Source organism: Aquimarina algiphila, from assembly GCF_947494415.1.
Classification (GTDB): domain Bacteria; phylum Bacteroidota; class Bacteroidia; order Flavobacteriales; family Flavobacteriaceae; genus Aquimarina; species Aquimarina algiphila.
In genome coordinates this window covers 354771-379139 of sequence record NZ_CANLVC010000007.1, presented here as the reverse complement: position 1 = coordinate 379139, position 24369 = coordinate 354771, and the positions used below count along the sequence as shown (strand labels likewise).

At 32.0% G+C, this 24369-nt stretch carries 16 protein-coding genes and 2 tRNA genes; 10 read left to right on the top strand and 8 right to left on the bottom strand.

What is annotated here, in order from left to right:
* Nucleotides 1-46: 46 nt before the first annotated feature.
* The 7 genes from PQF96_RS16360 to PQF96_RS16330 form a co-directional block, all read right to left on the bottom strand.
* On the bottom strand, nucleotides 47-4792 hold the full coding sequence (locus PQF96_RS16360; protein WP_271767408.1) for a hypothetical protein: 4746 nt from the start codon (nucleotides 4790-4792) through the stop codon (nucleotides 47-49).
* A 483-nt stretch (nucleotides 4793-5275) separates the two neighbouring features.
* Nucleotides 5276-5360: transfer RNA gene (locus tag PQF96_RS16355), tRNA-Leu, on the bottom strand.
* Nucleotides 5361-5379: 19 nt separating this feature from the next.
* Nucleotides 5380-5451 (bottom strand) — tRNA-Gly (locus PQF96_RS16350).
* Nucleotides 5452-5545: 94 nt separating this feature from the next.
* Nucleotides 5546-8137 carry a DNA mismatch repair protein MutS gene (gene mutS / locus PQF96_RS16345; RefSeq protein WP_109435906.1) on the bottom strand — a complete coding sequence of 864 codons (2592 nt, stop codon included), beginning with the start codon at nucleotides 8135-8137 and terminating at the stop codon, nucleotides 5546-5548.
* Nucleotides 8138-8405: 268 nt separating this feature from the next.
* Entirely contained in the window at nucleotides 8406-8792 is a 387-nt protein-coding gene (locus PQF96_RS16340; RefSeq protein ID WP_271767407.1) for a hypothetical protein, read from the bottom strand.
* A 113-nt stretch (nucleotides 8793-8905) separates the two neighbouring features.
* Entirely contained in the window at nucleotides 8906-10069 is a 1164-nt protein-coding gene (locus PQF96_RS16335) for a leucine-rich repeat domain-containing protein (RefSeq protein ID WP_271767406.1), read from the bottom strand.
* A 135-nt stretch (nucleotides 10070-10204) separates the two neighbouring features.
* Complete coding sequence (locus PQF96_RS16330; protein ID WP_271767405.1) at nucleotides 10205-11566, bottom strand: XAC2610-related protein; 1362 nt, start codon at nucleotides 11564-11566, stop codon at nucleotides 10205-10207.
* Nucleotides 11567-11796: 230 nt separating this feature from the next.
* On the opposite strand from PQF96_RS16330, the gene PQF96_RS16325 reads away from it, so the two are divergent.
* On the top strand, nucleotides 11797-12330 hold the full coding sequence (locus PQF96_RS16325; RefSeq protein ID WP_271767403.1) for an RNA methyltransferase: 534 nt from the start codon (nucleotides 11797-11799) through the stop codon (nucleotides 12328-12330).
* A gap of 253 nt (nucleotides 12331-12583) precedes the next feature.
* Nucleotides 12584-13879: a dipeptidase gene (locus PQF96_RS16320; RefSeq protein ID WP_271767401.1), complete on the top strand. Its 1296-nt coding sequence runs from the start codon at nucleotides 12584-12586 to the stop codon at nucleotides 13877-13879.
* A 14-nt stretch (nucleotides 13880-13893) separates the two neighbouring features.
* Here the strand turns inward: PQF96_RS16320 and folK are convergent, their stop codons facing one another.
* A complete protein-coding gene (folK, locus tag PQF96_RS16315) occupies nucleotides 13894-15045 on the bottom strand; it encodes a 2-amino-4-hydroxy-6-hydroxymethyldihydropteridine diphosphokinase (protein ID WP_271767400.1) in 1152 nt (383 codons plus the stop codon).
* 87 nt (nucleotides 15046-15132) lie between these two features.
* Between folK and PQF96_RS16310 the strand changes: the two genes are divergently transcribed.
* The 8 genes from PQF96_RS16310 to PQF96_RS16275 all read left to right on the top strand — a co-directional run bounded on the left by PQF96_RS16310 (nucleotide 15133) and on the right by PQF96_RS16275 (nucleotide 24340).
* A complete protein-coding gene (locus PQF96_RS16310) occupies nucleotides 15133-15840 on the top strand; it encodes a queuosine precursor transporter (protein ID WP_271767398.1) in 708 nt (235 codons plus the stop codon).
* A gap of 169 nt (nucleotides 15841-16009) precedes the next feature.
* Entirely contained in the window at nucleotides 16010-18649 is a 2640-nt protein-coding gene (locus tag PQF96_RS16305; protein ID WP_271767397.1) for an AsmA-like C-terminal region-containing protein, read from the top strand.
* Between the two features lie 181 nt (nucleotides 18650-18830).
* Nucleotides 18831-19268 (top strand): hypothetical protein, encoded by a 438-nt coding sequence (locus tag PQF96_RS16300; protein ID WP_109435541.1) that lies wholly within the window; start codon nucleotides 18831-18833, stop codon nucleotides 19266-19268.
* 258 nt (nucleotides 19269-19526) lie between these two features.
* A complete protein-coding gene (locus tag PQF96_RS16295; RefSeq protein ID WP_109435542.1) occupies nucleotides 19527-20777 on the top strand; it encodes a hypothetical protein in 1251 nt (416 codons plus the stop codon).
* A gap of 67 nt (nucleotides 20778-20844) precedes the next feature.
* The gene (locus tag PQF96_RS16290) at nucleotides 20845-21288 is read left to right on the top strand and encodes a hypothetical protein (RefSeq protein WP_109435543.1); all 444 of its coding nucleotides are present in this window, start codon (nucleotides 20845-20847) and stop codon (nucleotides 21286-21288) included.
* Nucleotides 21289-21805: 517 nt separating this feature from the next.
* A complete protein-coding gene (locus PQF96_RS16285) occupies nucleotides 21806-23080 on the top strand; it encodes a hypothetical protein (protein WP_109435544.1) in 1275 nt (424 codons plus the stop codon).
* A 58-nt stretch (nucleotides 23081-23138) separates the two neighbouring features.
* Entirely contained in the window at nucleotides 23139-23579 is a 441-nt protein-coding gene (locus tag PQF96_RS16280; protein WP_109435545.1) for a hypothetical protein, read from the top strand.
* Nucleotides 23580-23707: 128 nt separating this feature from the next.
* Nucleotides 23708-24340 (top strand): LysE family transporter, encoded by a 633-nt coding sequence (locus tag PQF96_RS16275; RefSeq protein WP_109435546.1) that lies wholly within the window; start codon nucleotides 23708-23710, stop codon nucleotides 24338-24340.
* The last annotated feature ends 29 nt before the right edge of the window (nucleotides 24341-24369 follow it).

Sequence of the window (24369 nt, the reverse complement as noted above, 5' to 3'; positions counted from 1 at the left end):
TGTATTTTATCATTTAGATGAAAAAGCATTTTTTGTTACGTATTATTTATTTTCTTAAAGAAAGTGGATTCTTAAACTTATAATTTGCAGAAGATCCTAATATTCCTCCGGGTAAACTATATTGTAGCTTTACACTATATTTACCAAAAAGCATTAGCTTATAATCTTCTCCCATAATACTTAATTCTGGAGCTTCGCTATTAATTACCCCATTGGCATAGTCATTAATTATTCTATCTCTTATACTTTTATAATCATTGTAATAGGCTTGCGGAAGATTATAACGAAATGGGAATCTGGTGGCTCTCCATGTTAAATTCACCTTATTCTCAAGACTAGTTACATAATTCGTCAAAATAGGTAATGCTCTTTTTGGTCTAAATCCCAAAACTGTAGGGTTGCGATCAATAGTATATTTACCTCCTATTGGATATTTTTGATACAGTATAGGATCTATATCTTCTCTGAAATAGGCATCTTTAAGATCTGATTCTATACTAATCAATGCCTTATTTTCTGTATAAGCTGTACCTTTTAACTCTACCAGATCAAATCCTTCATGAGTATTAATTTTGGACGATAAATAAATCACATCAGATGAAATTTTACCCCAATTATCTTCTTTTATATCAATACTTTTAATCTTATCTGCAAAAGTTTTGTAACTACTTGTTTTAAAATTATAAGTAAGTCTTTCTATTTCTCCATCTATTGAAGTGTTTTCTGCAGATTTTCTCTCAATTTCAACTATATTATCATCATCATATTCTTGCTTTTCTATTGTAGTTTGGTCTACACCCTTGTCTTTTGAGGATTTAGAAAAACTGGTGATGATCATTTTGTATACCTCATCTCTATTCGTTCCTGGGATATTGTAGTACAATTTATTATCGCCATTGTTATAATTAGGTTCAGTTTTTTTGATATCACCATTCTGACCGATATATTTCACCATACTTTTCCATTGTGTATTTTCAAAAAGATAATCCTGACCTTGCTTAAGTTTTATATATGCTTTATCATATTCGCCACTATAAAAGTGTTCTTGATTCACTACAGGGTATGAATACTGAATATTGTGCAGAGGAATATGATCTGGCGCAGTACCGGTGGTAAAATTTCTTTCTTCTGTTTCTAAAGCTTTTTTACCATCATCCATGATAGTTTTAAAAATTCCTCCTATTTTTTCTTGGAAACTAACCTGTACTTTTGCTTTTAATTTAGTTTTTGGAGGCAAAATATCCTCGGCTATAAATGTGACGCGGTCACTACCAGACCCCCAATCTAATTTACCTTTGATCTCTTCTTGCGCTTCATTGGTAAGTGTAAATTTTTCCAGGATTACTTTATATGTTTTATCTCCATCATCCTCTGGGATTATGATGGGTTGATTTACTTTTAAAGCAAATGTTGCTTGAGGTGCTGTAAATACATCAACCTCTTGCTCGTCTTTTACAGGAGAAACGTCTGTAATCATTTTAATTCCGCCTAATGGTGACTCATCTTCAAAATCACACTTCTCACCAATAGTTACTTTAAACCTGAAACGCCCACTTACCAATCCTCCTAAGACATCAAAATCTCCAGACATATATCCTCTCATCCAAAAAGGATTAGGCAATTTGGCTTGCATCAAAACTGCAGTACCTCCTTTGAATATCCTAATTTTCTTTTTCTTAAAAAACAGCTTAATTCTAATCCCGAGTTCTCCTTGCAAATATGCATATGCTTGTCCATTCGTGTACCAACCATTGATCCCTACTTTTCTTCCTGTATTTGAGCACCTTGCATCTCCATAATTTTTCATCATTAAATCAAAACCTATACCTGCTCGTAAGCGAGCATAAAACATCAAAAATCGAATATTACCAGTATCAAAATTAAGACCTGCACCAAAGGCAAAACCACGACCTTCACCCAATGCATTTTCATCTCTCATATAGTCTAGAGAATTAGCATCTACTCCCAAAATTTCTGCTACCACAGCTGGTGGTGGTGGACTTCCTGGTATTTTGGATCCCGTCATAAAATATCCATCCAAACCGGCGGATAAAGGACCAATACCCATTTTAATACCCATACGATCTTTGGGTGTACCCAAATACACGTACCAATCATTTTTATCAATATAGATTTCTGCCCATCCCGCTCTTCCTCCTTTTCCTCGTCCACGCAATACTCCCCCTGCTACATCCATATAAATATCTGCAGTTGCATGAAAAGCATTATTCGCAAAATCAAACTCAACGCCCATAAATCCACTTATATTTGCAGTACCTTCTATATTTGATTTATATTCATCTGTGGATCTATCAAAAAATGTTTTTGTTACTTTATGATCCTCTATCTGGTTGATAACCTCATAATCGACAAGATTGGCTAATTTTTGTTGTAATTCAACCAAGGGGTTAGCAAAATCAAATTTTTTCATAATTTGGGCCTCGCCATAAAAGCCTAATCGATTTACGCCTCCTCTTTTATTAAATTCAATTTCAAAACCTGCACCAAAAGAAACTGCACCCGGAGCTCCCATATATCCAAAAGTCATTGCTTTAACACCTAGGCTTGTATTTTTATTAGGAATATAGGATAATCCAGATGGAGCAAAAACCTTTTTGGTACTAGACTCCCGAGTCATTTTATAAAATGCGCCACCGGCAAATCCAGTCATTGTGAATGCTCCAAAAGGTATAGTATACCCATGCACTGCGCCATCTACATACCAATACCTGAAATCCTTCTTCCCAAAAACAGCTGTAGATTGAATCGGTCCAAAACCAGCAAATTTGGCTTTTACATCTCCAGTAAACCCATTACCATAGATAGAGTCTTTATCTCTAATGGATAAAAATCCTTCGAATGCTACAGGCCCCATATCTACGTCCAACTCTATTTTTGAATATTTTATACCATCGTATTTCCAATTTTGTTTTCCATCTGATTTCACATTTTTACCAGCAATTCCTAATCGAGTAGTAGAAGAAAAACCTTTATCCGATTCCCCCATTAAATTGATACTTAGATCAAAATCTAACTGAACCTCATCATCATTTGCTCTTAATGCAATATCACCTATCGAAACAGGAAAACCTGCCAATTCTGCGGTGTCTTTGTATCCAAAATATTCAACCGATATCAAAGGGGTTTCAGTTTGTAAAACCAATCCTGAGAATTCAATACCTTTAAATTGAACCACATCATCAGTTCCTTCTATTTCTTTGCCTTCATCAATTAATGATTGTTTCTGACTTGCAGAAATCACCATTCTTCCATTTAAAACTGCTTTTGGCTTAAATTCTCCATCAACTACTGCTAATTCTATCCTCGAATCTTCAAGCAACTGTGCTTTAGCACTAAATACATCAAAATCTATAGTTTTTGCAGTAGCTACAGACATCATAAACTCTTCTTCAGAAATAAGACCTTTATATTTTAACCCAATTTCGGTGTTTTGTGTACTATCTTGTTGCTTTTGAATTGCCTCGGTTTCTTTATCTGAAATTGGAAGTACTAATTGACCTTCGAATCCTGCTCCAACCAATTGATTAGACACTAACTCTACAGTCATTTTATCTACAGAATAAGACCAAGCATTAGACTCTGATGTTATTCCTGAATTAAGAGGGATTAAATTATTAACTGAAAAGAATCCTGAAACTCCATGACTATCTAATATGAGGTGAGCTGCCTCAAAAGACACTCTTTTTTGTCCTTTTTTCTCTCTACTTTTAAATGCTCTTGGAAGACCAATCTCTAGAGATTCTATATACACTCCTCTCCAGGTATCAGGATTAGGCAACAACCATCCTTTATCATGATATATTTGTGGAAAAGTAACATTTTCGGTTCTTAATGTACTAAAATCAAAGACTGCTTTATTAGCAGAAAATGCAAATAATTCTTCCTGGCCTTCTACTACAAAAGGGGTAATACTAATTTCTACCACAAAATCATTCCAATCAGAAGCTACTGCTTTAAATTCTCCTCTGACCCTGTTAGGTATTTGTATAGTTTCTTTAAGTGCTCCTTCATATGGGATAGTTGGTCTTTTGTCTAAATTACCTTCTTTATCCAGTGGTAATACAACTTTTCTAGAAAATTGCACTTCACCTTCAATCTGCATTTCCTTTACCCCATCACAATCAATCGTAACATAGGTTCGGTTTTCAATGTCACTTGTTTCATAATCAAATCCTCCTTTAAGCATCAGTAACCAGTTACCTCCACTAAATGGAATGAACATATCCCCCAGTAGAACCAGATCTCCACCACCTATAATACCTCCTTGATGAGAAAGTTTTACATTATTTGCTCCAAAAAAAAGCTCTACTGGTAATCCATCTTTGTCTGTTTGCGGTAAAATAACCTTAACAAATACCAACAATTCTGTATAATCTTTTGTAAAACCGGCTTTCATAAAACCAATTTGGTATTCTACTTCGTTAATCTTATGTTTTATTCCTACCGGTAAGACTTGAATATCTTCATTTGAAAATGATGAAATCCACTTTCCTGTACTGTCAATTTCTTTAAACCCCTGAGCCGCTTCTGATCTTGCATCATTCACAATCTCTGGCATCATAGGAAATTCTTTGTGTATATTATCAAAGGTAAATTCGGGACCTGCAGCTATCGTATGTATATTTTTTTTTAGAGGGAATTTTTTATCTATCTCAGGAAAATGAAATGACTGAGAAATGGGTTCATTTTTCTTCAACATCCTACCATTACCCGTATTTTTAACAGTTAATGTGTCACCTCCTGATGAATAAATTGCTACCGGTAATAGCACGCATACGAGTTGAAGTAATCTTATTCTTATAAAGATCTTAAGATTTGCACGAATGACAAGCATTTGAAAAAAAGCTAAAACGGATTTGGTTTTTTTTCTGAATAGATGATATAAGCGATCAAAAGACACTAGATTTGGTTTTTAGAGTTTTGAATTGGGAAATTAGGTAAGAATAGCCTGAAAAGAGTTTCAATTTATAATTTGGCACCACTAAATATAAATTGAAGGAGAAGATGAACAGTAGAAATTATAACCTTAACAATTGAAGTTAGGTGATAAGTTATCTAATTTTATAAATTAATCTTGATCTGAAATTATCTTTTCTAAAGTGCATTAAAAATGTAGAGTTCTGTTTATTTGAACTAATTATAGTATTAATAAAAAGTAAACTATGGATCTTGATTCTTACTCGAATTCTTAAAACAAAACCTATACATATTTACATAAAAAAACCCTCAAAATCTTACGATTAAGAGGGTTAAGTACTGAAGGCGGGACTTGAACCCGCACGGCCTTACAGGCCATTGGATTTTAAGTCCAACGTGTCTACCAATTCCACCACTTCAGCATGGTATATATTGTCTCAGAGCGAAAGACGGGATTTGAACCCGCGACCCTCACCTTGGCAAGGTGATGCTCTACCCCTGAGCTACTTTCGCAGTTTTTTAAGAACTTCGCAATCGTTATTGCGGATGCAAATTTAAAACATTTCTAGTAATACCAAAGTCTTTTCGCAAAAAAGAATAAAAAAATTTACACTTGCGATGCTTTCTTCCTGGTTAACATACGTTTAATCTCATTAAGTTTCATTAATGCTTCTACCGGAGTTAACGTATCTATGTCAATATCCAGAATTTCTTCCTTAATTTCTTCTAATAATGGATCGTCAAGATTAAAGAAACTTAATTGTAATTCATCTTCTTCCTGCAATCCTTTAATCTTATCTGTTAATTCTTCACTACTGTGGGATTTCTCAAGCTTTTTAAGCATCTTATTTGCTCTATGCAACACTTGCTGCGGCATTCCTGCCATTTTTGCTACGTGAATCCCAAAACTATGTTCACTCCCCCCAGGAACTAGTTTACGTAAGAAAAGTACATTATCTTTAAGCTCCTTTACGGATACATTATAATTTTTAATACGGTCAAATGTCTCACACATCTCATTCAATTCGTGATAATGTGTAGCAAACAAAGTTTTTGGTCTGGCTGGATATTCATGAAGAAACTCACTAATTGCCCATGCAATAGAAATTCCGTCATAAGTACTGGTCCCTCTACCTATTTCATCTAATAATACTAAACTACGATCTGATATATTATTAAGAATACTTGCAGTTTCATTCATTTCTACCATAAAAGTAGATTCTCCCATAGAGATATTGTCACTGGCTCCTACTCTTGTAAATATTTTATCTACTACTCCTATTCTAGCTTCTTCTGCTGGGACAAAACATCCCATCTGTGCTAACAATACAATCAAAGCAGTTTGTCTTAAGATCGCAGACTTACCACTCATATTTGGCCCTGTGATCATGATGATCTGTTGATGATCTCTATCTAGCAATACGTCATTTGCAATATACTGTTCTCCAGGAGGAAGTTGTTTTTCTATAACCGGATGACGCCCATTTTTAATTTCTAAATCATAAGATTCATCCATTAGTGGTCTTACATATTGATTTTCCTGAGCCAATTGAGCAAAAGAGCACAAACAATCCAATTGACCTATCAAAGTTGCATTAAGTTGTACTGGTTTGATATACTCATGCATCCAAACGACCAGTTCACCAAATAGTTGCTGTTCTAACGCTAGAATCTTTTCTTCTGCCCCAAGAATTTTGGCTTCATATTCTTTAAGTTCTTCTGTGATATATCGCTCTGCGTTTACCAATGTTTGTTTACGTATCCAATTCTCGGGTACTTTATCCTTATGCGTATTTCTTACTTCTATATAATACCCAAAGACGTTATTGGATGCGATTTTCAAAGATGTAATCCCTGTGCTTTCTGTTTCGCGCTCCAACATTTTATCCAGATAGTCTTTTCCAGAGTAAGCAATTGACCTCAATTCATCTAGCTCATCCAAATATCCATCTGCAATAGTATTTCCTTTCAACACATTTACAGGAGCTTCTTCATTTAATGTCTCTTTGATCTTATCCCTTAACAATTCGCAATCATTAAGTGTATCTCCTATAATTTTTAGCGCTTCATTTTCACTATGAGACGCCTGAGATTTTATGGGAACAATAGCTTCCAAAGAGTTTTTAAGTTGAATTACCTCTCTCGGATTCACTTTTCCGGTAGCTACTTTAGAAATCAATCGCTCAATATCACCAATCTGCTTAATTTGATGCTGAATTTTTTGATGTAAAGCTGAATTGTCTAGAAAAAATTGAACAACCTCATGACGCTTTTGAATTGCAGTAATTTGACTAAGTGGTAACGCTAACCAACGTTTTAGTGTACGTCCTCCCATTGGCGAAATCGTCTTATCAATAACATCTAGAAGGGTTACTGCATTGATCGCATTTGGATTATACAATTCTAGATTACGAATAGTAAATCGATCCATCCAGATATATTGATCCTCTACAATACGCTGGATTGCCGTTATGTGCTGTAATTTATGATGTTGCGTTTCACCTAAATAATGAAGAATTACCCCTGCTGCAATGACACCTTCTTGTAAATGATCTACACCAAAGCCTTTTAGAGTTTTGGTTTCGAAATGGTTATTTAAAGTTTCATCTGCATAGTCTGGTTTGAAAACCCAATCTTCTAAAAAAAACGTATGAAAATCGTTTCCAAAATCCTCTTCAAAATCTTTCTTTTTTGGTTTACTAATCAAAACCTCACTTGGCCTAAAGTTTTGCATTAACTTATCCATATGAGAAGCATCACCCTGCGCCGTTAGAAATTCACCAGTAGAAACATCTAAAAAAGCAACTCCTAATTCTCTTTTACCATAATGTAATGCACATAAAAAATTATTAGTTTTACTTTGTAACACCTCATCATTAAGAGCAACTCCCGGAGTAACTAACTCGGTCACTCCACGCTTAACAATGGTTTTGGTTTGCTTAGGATCTTCTAATTGATCACAAATAGCAACGCGTTCTCCAGCTTTTACCAATTTAGGCAAATAAGTGTTTAAAGAGTGGTGAGGAAACCCAGCTAATGCTGTTTCCTGCTCACTACCATTACCCCTTTTGGTTAAAACAATATTAAGAATCGCTGCGGCTTTGATCGCATCTTTACCAAAAGTTTCATAAAAATCTCCTACTCTAAACAGTAACAATGCATCAGGGTATTTCGCCTTTATTGCATTATATTGCTTCATTAACGGAGTAACTTTTTTATCGTTTTTTGCTGCCAAAAGAATAGTATTTATGAATACCGCTAAAGTAGCTATTCTTCTATTTTTTTTGAAATATCCACATTATGAGTTATTCAATTTTATTCACAATTTTCTAAGCAAATAGTTTTTGTATGTTTTTGAATAAAAAATAAATCCCTACCCTACTTATAATATGGTTTTTATTGCTAAATTTCTTACACTTCCTTTGTCTGGTCAAAAAACAAATTACGATCTGATACTCAGAAAAAAATTATTCCTTTTTCTTTGCGTTTGCTTTTTCTTTAAGTTTTCTATGTTTTTTAAGAGCGGAGTTATAGATTATAAACTTTATTTTTTGGATATTTTTTCTGATTTTCAACTTAATATCATCATTTGCAGAAACATATTTTCCTTTATAAATAAAATCTCCATCTTCCTCATCCAAACTTAGTGTGACTTTTTCTCCTATGGCGTTAGCTGTTTCTACCACCATATACATAAATTCGTCCTCTACTCTTAATTCTGTAACTCTTTCATTATAACGATTCACAAAATATATTTCTTTAAATTCTGGACGTGGCTTCTCTTTTTCCTGAGCACTTACTGTTATACTTACTAATGCTAATGCTATGAGTATTAAAAATTTGAATTGTTTCATTTCTACTATTTTTTGACAAATGTAAAGTGAAGGTTAATTTCATTAAAACACCTATCAATATTCGTAGAGTATGGTTTTATATACGTAATGATTTATGGATTTAAACACTACTATTAATTAAAGTTTGCTTTATGAACAAGCTTTTTAATTTTACTTTTTTCTTCTTCTGAAAACGTATTTCCTTGAAGTAAAAACTTTTCCAAATTGGTTAACTTTTCTATAGAATTAGGAAGACGTATTAGTTGGTTATTTTCCAGAAAAAATCTTTTCAAATTAGCTAATCGTCCTATTGTTCCTGGAAGACTTGTTAGTTGATTTCCTCTAAGATTAAGATGTCTCAAAACTGTTAATTCCCCTATTCCTGTAGAAATACTCGTTAATTGGTTTTTGCTGAGATCAAGTGCTTTCAAATTCGTTAATTGCTCTATTTCATAAGGAAAATTAGTCAATTGATTTCCTCTAAGATGAAGACTACCTAAATTCGTTAATTGCCCTACTCCTTCAGGAAGATTTGTTAATTGATTTTCTGTAACAGTAAGAAAACCTAAATTAACCAAATTCACTATTTCTGAAGGAAGGCTTGTTAATTGATTTTCACTAAGGTAAAGTGACTCTAAATGAATTAACTTACCTATCGTCATAGGAAGATTAGTTAATTGATTTTTCCTGAGATTAAAGCTTTTCAAACTAGTTAACTCTCCTATATCTTCGGGGATATTTGTTAATTGATTTCCTTTAAGGTAAAGCGTTTCTAAATTGATTAGTTGGCTAATCTCTACCGGAATATTTATCAGTTGATTATCATCAAGATCGAGCACTTCCAAACGAGTTAATTTACATATTGCTATTGGAAAATTTGTTAATCGATTTTCTTTAAGATGAAGGTTTCTCAAATTAACTAACTTCTCTATATTTACTGGAAGGCTTGTTAATTCATTTTCTAAAAGATAAAGCGATTTTAATTGGGTTAATTGCCCTATTTCTTCAGGAAGACTCGTTAATTGATTTCCTCTAATATTAAGAGTTTCTAAATTGATTAATTGTCCTATTTCTAAAGGAAGGCTTGTTAATTGATTATCCTTGAGACTAAGGGTTTTTAGATTCGTTAATTGCCCTATCGTTACAGGAAGATCCTTAAGGTTTTTACCCGATAAATCTAATCTATACACGTTATTAGGATGTCGCAAAGCCTTTTTTAAAGAGTGAAACATTTTATCCTCTTGTGCTATTGCACCAAGTACAATAAAAAAACTCATTGCTACTATTATTCTCTTCATTAGTTTATTTTATTTAAGTATCCCAAAACAGTACACCAACTCACCCAATATTAAAAAATGATTTTATATTTGATACTAACTATTATAAATAGGGTTCATCTCTAGTTTTTAGATTTTTTGGCAAAAGCATACACCCTATAATTCTTCAACTGTAGATGTTACTAATTCCCATTCATCCTTTGCTATTTTCTTATAGGTTATGGTACTTATTTTACAACAACCAATAGGATGCATTTCGGTAATCGTTTGATTTTCAAAATCAATAGAAGTTGGAAAAAAAGAGAGTTGAAAAGGAAATGAATCCTCTCTTAAGAAAGTACCATTTTCTTGTTGCAAGAAAAAATCATAAATAGATCCTGCACTTCCTCCCACATCATGTAAAACTGCAAAATCTTCTAAACCATCCATATTAAAATCCCAAATAATAAAATATCCATACGCTCCAATCTCTATAGATCTATTATCACTACTGACTTCAAAATAATTTCTAACATCACAAGACACTTCTCCATAAGAATACCAAAGCGAAGGAAAATAATCCAAACGTTGAAAAATACTATTCTCATCCGTAATTCCTTGAATTTCTATTCTTACTTTGGACGGACGATCCTCTTCATTATACGCTAACGCTTGCATACTATAGATAAAATTACTAGAAGCATTATCCATAACACATTGCTTATCCAAACTAAACGATTTTTTAGCCTGATCCAAAGAATCATAGAGTATTGAGCTATCTACACTGTAATTAATAAAATAATCATAGATATAGCCTTTAACTTCTTTATTAGTTATTGAAGAAAAGAAAGAAATATAAACCCATTGTCCATGGGCAATACGTCCATTGCCTAAGTTTAGGTTTTCAAAATTATTAGTTCTTCTTAATACTTTTACACTTGCTTCATATGGAATTGTTCCTATTTTATCACTTTTTAGACTTGGTTCATTTCTAATATTCAATCCATTTTCAGAATTTACATATCCTTCATACAACAATGAAATACCTAAATCTCCTTGATCCTTATATGTTTTACTTTTAACCAAATCATACTGATCATTAGGAGGGTTTATCATATAAATCTCAGAACCACTAACCTGATAATAACCTGGCTCATATTGGCAGATATAATAATCAATATCTTCTCCGTCTTCAACAACTTGTAAAACTAGAGTATCATTAGTTTTTTTTATTATTTCGCCAAAGTACTTAACTGGTTTTTCATCATTGACTCGAACCGTTAGACTAGACCTGGTTTCATTGACATCAAAAGTCAAATAAACACTATTAGCTTCCCCCATATGAGGTATATCTTCCAAATCAAGATGATACCTCCCCATCCATGTCTTTTTAGAAGGAATATTTATGTCTTTTTCAGAAGTTTCGAGGTCATTATTTTCTTTGGTATTAGCTTTAGTATCATTTTCTTTACATTGACAAAGCATGATAACTATATTTACAAGAAATAATGCTCTAAAAACCAATCTACAATTAGTCATTCTCGTGATCTTTAAAAATAAAAGTCGTTTTCATTACAAATATCTTATTTGAACACCCTAAAGATAAATAGCAAACTATCAAATAGAGAATCATCAATTTATATTCGATGAAGCTAATTGTATATTTGATCAATTTTTGATGTTACAGTGGTTCAAATTTCTCCCATTGGATACAAAACACTTCTCCTCGTTCTTTTTCTCTTCTGTGAATAAATGATATTTTTGCAGCAATGAAAAATAATAGAAAATTAAAAAATAGCGAACTCGATCGCAAAACAATAGCAGAATTTAAAGCATCTATAAAAACACCATTACTTATTATTTTAGATAATATCAGGAGTTTGAATAATATCGGATCTGTTTTTAGAACTGCAGATGCTTTTTTAATCGAAAAAATATACCTCTGTGGTATTACTGCAACTCCACCTCATAAAGATATTCAAAAAACGGCTCTGGGAGCAACAGAAACAGTGGATTGGGAACACCATGAAGACACATTGAAATTAGTTGAAGATTTAAAATTAGAAAACATAAAAATCCTTTCGATAGAACAAGCAGAAAATGCAATTCTACTAAATGACTTTATCCCACAACCCAATCAAAAATATGCGGTTATCTTTGGAAATGAAGTAAAAGGCGTGCAACAAGATGTGGTTTCAGAAAGCGATGATGTAATTGAAATTCCTCAATATGGAAGCAAACACTCCTTAAATATTTCTGTAAGTGCTGGAGTTGTAATTTGGGATATATTCAATAAAATTTAAATAAAAATCCCTTGCTAAAACTCATGATTTAATCTTTTACATTTACTTTTTAAAGGGTTCAAAAAAAGTCGTCAACCAATCATTTCTTTGAAAAACAAGAGTGCTTTATAAAGAAAAATGAATACTCATCCAATCAACAATTTTTAAATTGTCCGAAATCCCTTTTCGGGCAGTTTTAGTTTCAGAAATGATGATCTAAAATTTGTTTCGTATGTTTATAGTCAACTAATTTTCAATGACAATAGCACTCAACATGAGACACATTTTATTATTTATCATTTTTATTTCTCTTTTTGTTTCCTGTAAACAAGAAACTACCATGACAGAAAAACCAACCGAAGATCAACTCATAGCCAAAGCAAAAAAAATTCACAATAATGTCATCACATTAGACACGCATTGCGATATCAATATTAAAAATTTTACAGATTCTATAAACTATACTCAGAACCTTAGTTCTCAAATAACATTACCAAAAATGACAAAAGGAGGACTAGATGTCGCCTGGTTCATTGTGTATACTGGTCAGGATTCTCTTACTACCATTGGTTATGAGAAAGCATATGAAATTGCAATGTCTAAATTTGAAGCTATACATAAATTAACCAAAGAAATTGCTCCAGACCAAATTGAACTAGCACTTACTTCTGATGATGTACGACGAATTCATAAAGATGGTAAAAAGGTGGCAATGATAGGGGTCGAAAACGGGTATCCTATTGGCACAGACATTAAAAATGTAAAGAAGTTTTATGATCTCGGTGCCAGATATATGTCACTTTCTCATAATGGTCACAGTCAACTTTGTGATTCTAATACCGGTGAAGCAGATGGTATTTGGTTACATAATGGAGTAAGTGAATTAGGTAAAGAAGTAATTGTCGAAATGAATAAAGAAGGAATTATGATCGATGTCTCTCATCCTTCTAAAGAATCTATGCGACAGATCATTGAACTTTCTAAAGCACCGATAATAGCATCGCATTCTTCTGCGAGAGCTTTATGCAATCATAGCAGAAATCTGGATGATGAACAACTGCAATGGTTAAAAGAAAACGGAGGTGTAGTGCAAACTGTAGCTTTTACTTCATATCTAAATACAGAAAAATTTGAAAAAAGAAATAAGATAGAAGTTCAGATCGCTAAGCAAATTGCGGATTCTATGAATGTAAAATGGCTAGAACGAGAAGAAGTCATGGTTTTAACTACAGAAGAGAAAGAAGAATATTATGATTTCCTGGGGAAAATGGCAGCTATACGAAGAGGTAAAATAAAAAATATGAATGATCTCCCTCCTGCTGTAGATGTTGTGGATTTTGTAAATCATATTGATTACATGGTAAACAAAATCGGAATTGATCATGTGGGGATTAGCTCCGACTTTGATGGTGGCGGTGGAATTGAAGGATGGAGTGATGCCTCTGAAACCTTTAATGTAACCCTGGAACTGGTAAAACGAGGATACACTGAAGAGCAAATCGAAAAACTTTGGAGTGGCAACTTACTCCGAGTTCTGGATGAAGTCCAAAAAATTGCCCAGGATTTATAATCGTTAACATAAAATTATTTAGAAATCTCGTCGAGAATGGAAATATAATCAGATCGATTTGCCACAAAATCGCGTTCTGAAACATCCACTACCCTTACATTAAATTCTGGTTGTGATTTTATAAACTGTAAATATCCCTTATTAATCTTATCAAGATATTCTGGAGGGATTTTTTGCTCATAATCTCTACCCCTTTTTTTTATGTTTTCCAAAAGACGTTCGGTATTTTGGTATAAGTACACATACAAACCTGGTTTTGTCAGGTTTCTATACATTAAATCAAACACCTTTTTATATAACTTAAATTCTTCTGACTGTAGCGTCACCTTAGCAAAAATTAAAGATTTAAAAACATCATAATCACTTACTACAAAATCTTTAAATAAATCAAACTGAGCAATATCATCCTGTAAACGTTGGTAACGATCTGCTAGAAAAGACATTTCCAAAGGAAAAGCGTATCGCTCCATATCTTCATAAAACTTTGGTAAAAAAGGATTATCAGCAAAACGTTCCAGAATTAATTTTGCATTAAATTCTCTTGCTATTAATTGTGCCAAACTTGTTTTACCTGCTCCAATATTTCCTTCAATTGTTAGGTATTGAAATCTTGACAAAGCATATCTATCCTTTGGGTTTATTATTTTATCCTGTACTAATGTTACTTGCGAGTCATCAGAAGTTTCTCTCAATAACTGCTCTACTGTTTTCTTCAGAGTTGGATGCATTATATTTCCTGCAATTTCTGCTAATGGCTCTAAAACAAATTTTCGATCTTGCATTGCCAGATGGGGAACTTTTAATGCTGCAGTTGATAGATTTCCTTCGGAAGAAAAAATAATATCCAGATCAATTGTCCTAGCTTCATAACCATTACCTTCCGTCCTATTTCGACCTAAATCATTTTCAATTTCCAAAAGAAAATTTAATACTTTTTCTGATGGAAAAATTGTGTGAATACATATACATGCATTATAGAAGTCATCGCTATTAAACCCCCAGGCTGGTGTTTGATATACACTAGAAATAGAAGTCACGTCTCCAATGCGTTTATAAATTTCATGTACTGCATTCTGAAGAAAACTTAGACGATTTCCTATATTACTTCCTAACGAAATATGTATTTGATGAGGTGTTTTCAAGGCTGGATATTTATATTCTGGCAAGAACTCCTTATTTTTAAGAGCAAATTAAGCAAAACAAAACCACTTCACCTTATTTTTGCGTGAACTATTATTAACTATTATTTTATTTTGAACGAAACTCTTCTGGATTTAAAAGACAAACGTATAGCTTATCGAATATACCTTATTCTGGGAGCACTTTTTATCTCATCATTGGTAGTCTCTAATCTTATTTTTCAAAAATTCTTTTATTGGGATTTTTTTGGGATGTATACTTTTGAAATTTCTGTGGGTATTCTACCCTATCCTATTACCTTTCTAATTACTGATATCATAAGCGAAATATTTGGTAAAAAAAAGGCAAATCAGATAGTAACAGCAGGAATCTTTGCTTCTTTCTTTTCGCTACTTATTGTATCTGCTTCATCGTATGTTCCCGCCACAGCTTGGTCACCAATAAATGATGATATATTTAACCAGGTTTTTGGAGCCACTGTAATTGCTGTATTTGCTTCAATGATGGCGTATCTTTTTGCACAATATATAGACATTCAGGTTTTTCATTTCTGGAAACGCTTAACCAAAGGAAAGCATCTTTGGCTTCGAAATAATTTTTCTACTTTTTCTTCACAACTTATAGATACTTTAACTGTGTTACTATTACTATGTTCTTTTGGCATCATAGAATGGGATCGTTTTGGAGTTTTATTACTTAATGGATTTTTATTCAAAGTACTTGTTGCTGCACTAGATACGCCTGTTTTATATGTAGCTGTATATATAATAAGAAGACGATTTAAACTGCAACAAGGAGGCGAATTGGATATGGAAATTTAAAATCTAACAAATAGTTAACTTAAAATACGTAACATAGTATCTTTGTAAATCGTTATTTTATATAAAAGTTATGTCATCACGATATGAACTGATCTCATTAAAGGGATCATTTTATATCGATTATACATCAGTACAAGTCTGATCTTCGAAAAATAATAAATTTAAACCGATGAAAAAAGCCCTAAAAGTTCTTGGTATCCTTATACTATTTCTCATTATAGCCGTTATTTCTATTCCATTTTTATTTAAAGGAACGATACAGGACAAAGTACGATACCTTGTAAACGAACATGTAAATGCAAAAGTAGATTTTGCTAGTTTAGACCTTAGTCTTATCCGTAGTTTTCCTCAGGCGTCTGTTATAATTGATGAATTTTCTATTATTAATTACGCTCCTTTTGAAGGAGATACACTTGCATATTCAAAAAGAATTGCTTTGGACATGTCGATAAATGAATTATTTAAAGATGCTTCAGAATCTATTAGTGTACAAAAAATCATTATTGATGAAGCGCTCATTGCCATTAAAACAGATTCTTTAGGGAATTCTAATGTAGATATTACCAAAAAAGATGATACCGTTGAAGAAACACCAATAGAAGAAGAAGGTAATTCTTTTACTTTTGCTTTGGATCATTATGAAATCAATGAAAGCAAAATTTTATTTAAAGATGATGTAAGTAAAACCATTTTAGAAATGACCGGACTTAATCATAGTGGTGATGGTTCTGTATCTGGTTCAACAATAATTCTTGACACCCAAACTTCATCTGAAGCCTCTTTTAGTCTAGATAACTCAAAATATCTAAATAAAAATAAGCTAAAACTTGATGCACAAATAGAGCTGGATCTTAAAAACCAACGCTATTCTTTTAAAGAAAATAAGGCAGAAATTAATCGATTACCTTTAGAATTTGCAGGGTTTGTTCAATTATTTGAAAAATATACCGAAGTGGACCTTAGTTTTAAAACTCCTTCTTCAGATTTTAAGAATTTTCTGGCTGTGATTCCTGAAACTTACGCCAAAAATCTAGATGGTGTACAAACAAGTGGTGATTTCTCAATTAATGGCATAATTAAAGGGAAATCTGATGATACTTATATTCCAAAAATGGATATCAAAATAGCTTCAAATAATGCTTCTTTTAAATATCCCGATTTACCCAAAGGAGTAAAAAACATTAATATAGATACCCAAATTATAAATGAAACTGGTCTGGTTGATGACACTTATATAAAAATTGGCAACCTAACGTTTAAAATAGATCAGGATTCATTTGCAGCCAGAGGAAGTTTACGCAATCTTACCAAAAATATGATTGTTGACATGATGCTAAAGGGTACATTAAATCTTGCTAATATAAATCAGGCATATCCTCTACAATTAGAACAAGAGCTAAATGGGATTGTAAAAGCTGATATCAAAACCAAGTTTGATATGCAATCTTTAGAAAAAGAACAATATCAAAACATAAAAAGCTCAGGAACTGCCAGCATTTCTCAATTTACATACGCTTCGCCTGATGTCCCTAATGAAATAAAAATTGAAAATGCCAACGTAAGTTTTAATCCAGAAACCATTTCACTTGATAAAATGGAAGCGACTACAGGTAGATCAGATCTGGCCGCCACTGGTACGATCAATAATCTTATGGGATTTTTATTTGCAGAACAAGACTTAAAAGGAAACTTTGATGTAAACTCCAAGGTATTCGCTGTAGATGATTTTATGGTCAACGAACAAGAATCAGAAGAAGGAGAAGAAGTAACAAGTACTAAAGGTAATGAGGATGACACTATGAGAATTCCTTCTTTTCTGGATGCTACTTTAAATTTTGATACCCAAACTGTTTTTTATGACAATCTGGAACTTAAAAATACAAAAGGTACAGTAAGAATAAAGGATGAAACTGCATATCTGGACAATATAACTTCTAATATTTTTGATGGAGGTATGGCACTTAATGGTAACGTATCGACCAAATCAAAAGTTCCGACTTTTGATATGGCTTTAGATTTAAGCAAGATTGATATTGTACAATCTTTCAACAATTTAGAGCTGATAAAAGGCCTGGCTCCGATTGCAAGAGCATTAACCGGTGATCTCACTACAAAAATAAACTTAAATGGTAGCCTTAATGAAAATCTCATTCCGATCTTAACATCATTGAAAGGGAAGGCGCTTGCAGAGATTCTTAATGCACAAGTATCGACCACAAAAACCCCATTCCTTTCTAACCTGGATAATCAGCTTAATTTTTTAGAATTAGACCAATTAAATCTAAAAGATATCAAAACAAAACTAAGTTTTGATGACGGAAAAATTAATGTAAAACCTTTCGAATTTGATGTTGAAGGCATAAAAATTACTGCTGGTGGTGATCATAATTTTGATCAGAATATAAATTATAATATTAAACTTGATGTTCCTGCTAAATATTTAGGTAGTGAAGTAGGAAGTTTGATTTCTCAACTTGATGCAAAAGAAGCAGATGCAATGACTGTTGGACTACCTATAGGCATTTCTGGTAATTTCAAAAACCCAAAAATCAACCTTAATACCGGTGATGCTGTAAAACAACTAACACAACAAATAGTCGATAAACAAAAACAAAAGGTTAAGGGCGAATTAATAGGTAAAGGTCAAGAAGCATTAACCAATTTATTGGGAGGTTCAAAAAAATCAACAGATTCTTCTAAAACAAATGCTAACAATACTAAAGAAACATTAGAAAGCACTGCCAAAAATATTTTAGGAGGTTTTCTTAAAAAGAAAAAGAAGAAAGATTCTACAAAAACAAAGAATTAGAGAATAGAATATTTGATATCTAACCGCAATCCTTAACTCAATATAAATTAGTTAAGGATTGTTAATGATGCATTTACAAGTTCGTAGAACTAAAAAAAATCTAAAATTTACATCAAAAGAATCTGAAAATTATATTGTGATGCAGTAAATTTGAGTATCCACACTTAAAACTATTGCCACAATGAAACTACTTCATACTATTTTCCTCACCTGTTTTATCATAAACCTTAGTTATACTCAAACAAACAAAAATGTTTTTTTTGATCAAAAAGCCATGATAGGTAAATTTCACACTATAGATGAACTAGAAAATTTAAAAAAAGGAGAGCTCATCAAACTATATACAGCCCGTGTTAATGAGATTGTAACGATTTTACCTTTTTTAGCCTTGACCAATGAACCTAATGTTAAACTATCTGATATAGGAATCAAAGAAAATTCTGATCATTTAAAAACACTCAATAAACACCGAGAAAGTACTCTAAAAACTTTTGAAAACACCAAAGTTTTGATTTCTGATTTTATTCCGTATGCCGATACTGAAAAAATTATCTGGACTATACTATATTATGAAGAAGTAATCAAAAAAATTAGGATAGGCGCCAACGGAAATTTTTAACTTTAAAAAGAAAAATGAATAAAAAAAGTCAGCTCGTACCGCTGATTTTTTTTGTTCTAAAACATACGTTTTAGTTTATTTTTCTAAGCTTGAGTTAACACAAAAAAATGTTAATACCTATTTAACCTTGTAATCTTAGCCTTTTAATATCGACAACATAAACAAGTTTACAAACTACGAATTGTAAAATTTGAATTGATGTTTACAAAGAAAAGTCAGTGAAGATTTCTTTTAAAACTATCACCAAAAGATTAAATCATGAAAAAAATATACATAATTACCGGATTATTACTTTTAGCCATTTCCTTCAATGGATTTTCTCAAAATGATATTTTTAGTATGAAATGGTTAAGAGGATGGACTAATTTCGAACCAAATAAAACCGACTATGAAGATTACGATAAAGTATTACCAAATATAATATCCGAAGATACTTTTTTAAGAAGTGATCTGGTATATCTTATGTCGGGTGATATTTATGTAACTAATAATGCCACCCTTACAATACAAGAAGGTACTGTATTAAGAGGTGATGTTGAGAATTCCGCTAATCTGATTGTAACCAGAGGAGCTAAACTTATTGCTAATGGCAGTAAGGCTTATCCTATTGTCTTTACATCTAACAAATCTCCTAATTCAAGAAGTCATGGTGATTGGGGAGGTATTACAATTATAGGTTCAGGAAATGCTTATAGCACAGAAGGAGAAGGAGTAATCAAAGGAAAATTTGATCCTCTTTACACTTCTTATGGAGGAACAAATGAAAATGAAGAAACAACAGTGTTAAGATTTGTAAGAATCGAATACGCAGGCAAATCAACAAACGGACTTTCATTATATGCATTAGGAAAGAAATCTATAATGGAAAATATAATGATTAGCTATTCTGCTGACGATTCTTTTCAATGGACTGGCGGTGAATCTGTTTCTAAAAATCTAATATCCCTTAAATCGAGTGATGACGATTTTGATTTTACTCAAGGCCATACATCAGAATTAATAAACATTCTTGCTATTAGACATCCATACATTACGAGTGATAATGGTTCTTACGCCGTCGAAATTGATGGTTATGACAATAAAGTTGGATTTAAGAATACAAAAAAGTTAACCACTGTAGATATAACGGGAGCAACTTTAATATCATTGACTGATCAAATGAATTATAGCCATTCTAGAGCTGCTATATCGGTTAACAATCTTGCTGAACTTTATATTAATGATTCGACTATTTCTGGCTTTTCTGATGTAGTTCGATTAGATAAAACTTTTTCTACTCTAAAAATGGTTGACCATGCATTTAAAATGGATAATAGCTTTTTAAATGTTCATAAAGAAGGTGTCTATACTGAAAATAAAATAGCAAACGCTACTTTTTATTTACTTAAGTACAATCGTTTTACTAAGACTTTTCAAAATCCTGAAGAATTGTTTGAAGATCCTTTTGATAAAGGCAATCCAAAATTCACATTAAAGAATTCATTAAATAACTATATGGTCATTCAATAAACGTATATCATTTTTAAAAAATCTAACAACTAGAATAAACAACTTACCTGATTATAATACTACTAACATGAAAAAACTAACTACTATAGTATTACTATTACTAAGTATTACTTCAATAAATGCCCAAACAAAAAATCAAAGATCAGTCTTGTACACTCCTGATAAATTAGTCACAAGGTTTCATACTATTGACGAATTACAAGAACTTAATAAGGGAGCTTTAATTCAGCTGTATTTAGAAAGAACTAAAGAAATATTTATTGCAATACCGTATCTATCCCTTACTAATACCGCAGGAACAACACTAAGTGATCTTGGTATTGAAGAAAGCTCTGAGAATATCAAAGTGGTTGAAAAAAATATTGAGATAGCTCGTAGAGCCTTTGAATACACAGAAAACACAGTCAAAAAACTTGTTCCTTATTCGGATACAAGTGATATAATTTGGTCAATTCTATATTTTGAAGAGATGATAAAAAAAATGCGTTTAGGACCAAATGGAAACAACTAAACCGTAAGACATGTACAACTTTTATGTACTTATAAAAAAACAGCGCCGATAAGTGCTGTTTTTTTATAAGTACACCTCAAATAAAGAGTCTTAAAAAGTTACACTTTTATCACAAAAAACACCATTTTAAGATAATTTTTGAATAATTAGTGTTAAAAATACTCGTTTTTTTAACGATTAAACACCTTTTTAAAGAAGATAATTGAGCATAAAAAGGTTCAAAATGAGGGGAAAAGACCCCTTTTTTGTCAAAAACCTTTAACATTTACAAATTACTTTCAGCATTTACAACAAAAACACCAAAACAACCTAATTCACTGATATTAAGATCTATAAATATTTATCTAGTAGGAATTTTACTCATAATATTTTACTAATTTAAGTTAAAATAACGACCAACGTACAAAGTTTACGGTAAACACGTAACCAACTTTGATCCAAACTCCCATATCTTAGTATTCCGAAAAATTGAGAGAAAGAAATTTCTTCCAAAAGTTTAACCCCAAAATAACCTATTATGAAAAAAAGATGTTTTCTTTTAACAGCTTTTGTATTACTATTATTTCCTTTTTTAACCACAGCACAAGATTTTAGCGAGAATAACGATGGATGGACTAAAGGCTGGACAAGTTTTGCTCCTAACAAAGTAGACTATCCAGAAGCCGATGAGAAATTACCTAACGTTATTTCTAATCATACTTATTTAACAAATGATAGCGTTTACTTAATGTCTGGAGATGTATATGTTACTCCAGGTGCATCATTAACAATACAAGAAGGAACTATAATCCGTTGTGATTATGAGAATCCTGCAAACCTTATTGTCTCTAAAGGAGCTAAATTAATCGCAATTGGATCAAAAGCGTATCCTATTGTATTTACATCTAGTAAAGCATCTAAATCAAGAAACAGTGGAGATTGGGGTGGTATAACTATTGCCGGATCTGGAAAAGTAAATACTGTTTCTGGAAATGGTATAATCGAGGGGAATTTCAATCCTCAGTATTCTGTATATGGAGGAAATATGCCAGACGAGGAAACTACAATTTTAAGGTATTTAAGAATTGAATTCTCTGGTAATACAGCTAAGAGAAAAAAAGGCACAAGTGGATTATCACTTTATGGTATTGGCACCACATCAATCATAGAAGATATCATGGTTAGCTATTCAGGTCAAGATTCATATAACATTCATGGAGGAAAAAACAGTATAAGAAACCTAATATCTCTTAAAGCCCAAAAGAATGATTATCATATCTCAGAAGGGTTTAAAGGAACATTAAGCAGTATCATCGCAGTACGTCACCCATACATTAATAGCCCTCAAGGATCTTATGCCATAGAAGTAGATGGTTATAATAAAGAACTTGGTTACATAAGACCAAATACTGTAACAGATGTTACTATTAGCAATGCAACGCTGGTAAATCTATCTGACAAAACTAACTATCAACATACAAGCGCAGCTATTTTTGCATCAAACTCTGCTCTAACGTATATTCACAACTCTAAGATATCTGGTTTCTCTGATGTTGTAAAATTTGATAAATCATTTACATCATTAGCGGTAATGCAAAAAGCATTTATGATGGATAATAGCTTTTTTAATATTCATGGCGAAGGCGTAGACTCGAGCAACAAAACAATTAACAACACTTTAGATATTTTAAAATATAATAGGTTTACAAAAAGCTTTGTCGAAGTTGCTAATCTATTTAGTGATCCGAATAATTCAATATCTCCAAAATTTAAACTGAAGCAGTCTTTAAACAATTATATGGTAATGCAATAAAAAATGTGAACTGATTTATATAATAGGGTCAATTCAACACTATAATTTAGTATACACTATGTCAAAAATTTTAACAAGCTTTATTTTATTTATAACAACAAGTATAACTTTTGGGCAACAAGCGAACCCAGCTGTATTTTTTACCCAAAGAGATCAAATCAATAAATTTCATACCATAAGCGATCTTCAATCATTAAAAAAAGGAGAACTAATTAATTTGTATCAAGATCGAGTAAAAGAAATCATGACGATACTACCATTCTTATCACTCACCAATGAAGCCGGTGTTCGATTAGGTGATATTGGTATTAAAGAAGATTCAAGGCACCTTAAAGTTCTAAAAAACACTACAGAATCGATACGTGATAATCTGGAAACAATAGACACAATGGTCGAAGAATTAATTCCATACGCTGATACCGAAAAAATTATATCGACGATTTTATATTATGAAGAAATCATAAAAAAAATAAGAATCGGAGTCGACGGAAATTTTTAAAAATAAATTAGTAATGTATTCAAATTATCATTTTTACTAAGGGTAGATATAGAAGCGACAATTGTCGCTTCTATTTTTTTATAAAACAAAATATGTAAGATTATTATATTTGCAACTACTAATCAACCATGATACTATTATATCTTCTATTTGGAATTCTTATTGCTGTAGTAGGTGCTTTACCTCTTGGGGCAGTTAATTTAGCCGTTATCAATACTTCTATAAAAGAAAGTATCAGAAACGCATCATACATAGCTTTGGCTGCAGGAATTGGTGAAGTAGTACTCGCTCTCTTTGCTTTACACTGTAGTATGGAATTATCAGATTTTTTTCTTGCAAACCAATGGATCCAAATCGTATTTATTTTTCTTTTCTTTAGTATCGGATTATATTTTTTAATTTTCAAAACCAAAACAAACACAAAAAATAATACCAGGAAAATAAAAATATCCAGCTCCAAATTTCTTACCGGATTTTCTCTATCTATATTAAACCCACCTGTAATTATCTATTGGATTTTAGCTATTTCATTAGTAAACAAGTATATTTTTGATCTCACTAGTCAAAACCCCTTAACATCTCTTTTTCTTTTCTTTTTTGGCATATATTTGGGTAAAATAGGAACGTTATATTTTTATGGAAGGTGGGGAAATAAAATGGCCCAAAAATCCGAGGATTCTAAAAACAAACTATCCAAAATCATTGGAATAGTATTAGTAACTCTCTCTATTTTTCAAGGCATTAATTTCTTAGTTGGATAAAATCTCTCTTTACTATTAAAATACCATTT

Excerpts from the sequence above, each read along its gene's own strand:
- mutS (WP_109435906.1), bottom strand. The coding sequence starts at position 8,137 with ATGAAGCAATATAATGCAATAAAGGCGAAATACCCTGATGCATTGTTA.
- PQF96_RS16340 (WP_271767407.1), bottom strand. The coding sequence starts at position 8,792 with ATGAAACAATTCAAATTTTTAATACTCATAGCATTAGCATTAGTAAGT.
- PQF96_RS16335 (WP_271767406.1), bottom strand. The coding sequence starts at position 10,069 with ATGAAGAGAATAATAGTAGCAATGAGTTTTTTTATTGTACTTGGTGCA.
- PQF96_RS16330 (WP_271767405.1), bottom strand. The coding sequence starts at position 11,566 with ATGACTAATTGTAGATTGGTTTTTAGAGCATTATTTCTTGTAAATATA.
- PQF96_RS16325 (WP_271767403.1), top strand. The coding sequence starts at position 11,797 with ATGAAAAATAATAGAAAATTAAAAAATAGCGAACTCGATCGCAAAACA.
- PQF96_RS16320 (WP_271767401.1), top strand. The coding sequence starts at position 12,584 with ATGAGACACATTTTATTATTTATCATTTTTATTTCTCTTTTTGTTTCC.
- PQF96_RS16305 (WP_271767397.1), top strand. The coding sequence starts at position 16,010 with ATGAAAAAAGCCCTAAAAGTTCTTGGTATCCTTATACTATTTCTCATT.
- PQF96_RS16300 (WP_109435541.1), top strand. The coding sequence starts at position 18,831 with ATGAAACTACTTCATACTATTTTCCTCACCTGTTTTATCATAAACCTT.
- PQF96_RS16295 (WP_109435542.1), top strand. The coding sequence starts at position 19,527 with ATGAAAAAAATATACATAATTACCGGATTATTACTTTTAGCCATTTCC.
- PQF96_RS16290 (WP_109435543.1), top strand. The coding sequence starts at position 20,845 with ATGAAAAAACTAACTACTATAGTATTACTATTACTAAGTATTACTTCA.
- PQF96_RS16285 (WP_109435544.1), top strand. The coding sequence starts at position 21,806 with ATGAAAAAAAGATGTTTTCTTTTAACAGCTTTTGTATTACTATTATTT.
- PQF96_RS16280 (WP_109435545.1), top strand. The coding sequence starts at position 23,139 with ATGTCAAAAATTTTAACAAGCTTTATTTTATTTATAACAACAAGTATA.
- PQF96_RS16275 (WP_109435546.1), top strand. The coding sequence starts at position 23,708 with ATGATACTATTATATCTTCTATTTGGAATTCTTATTGCTGTAGTAGGT.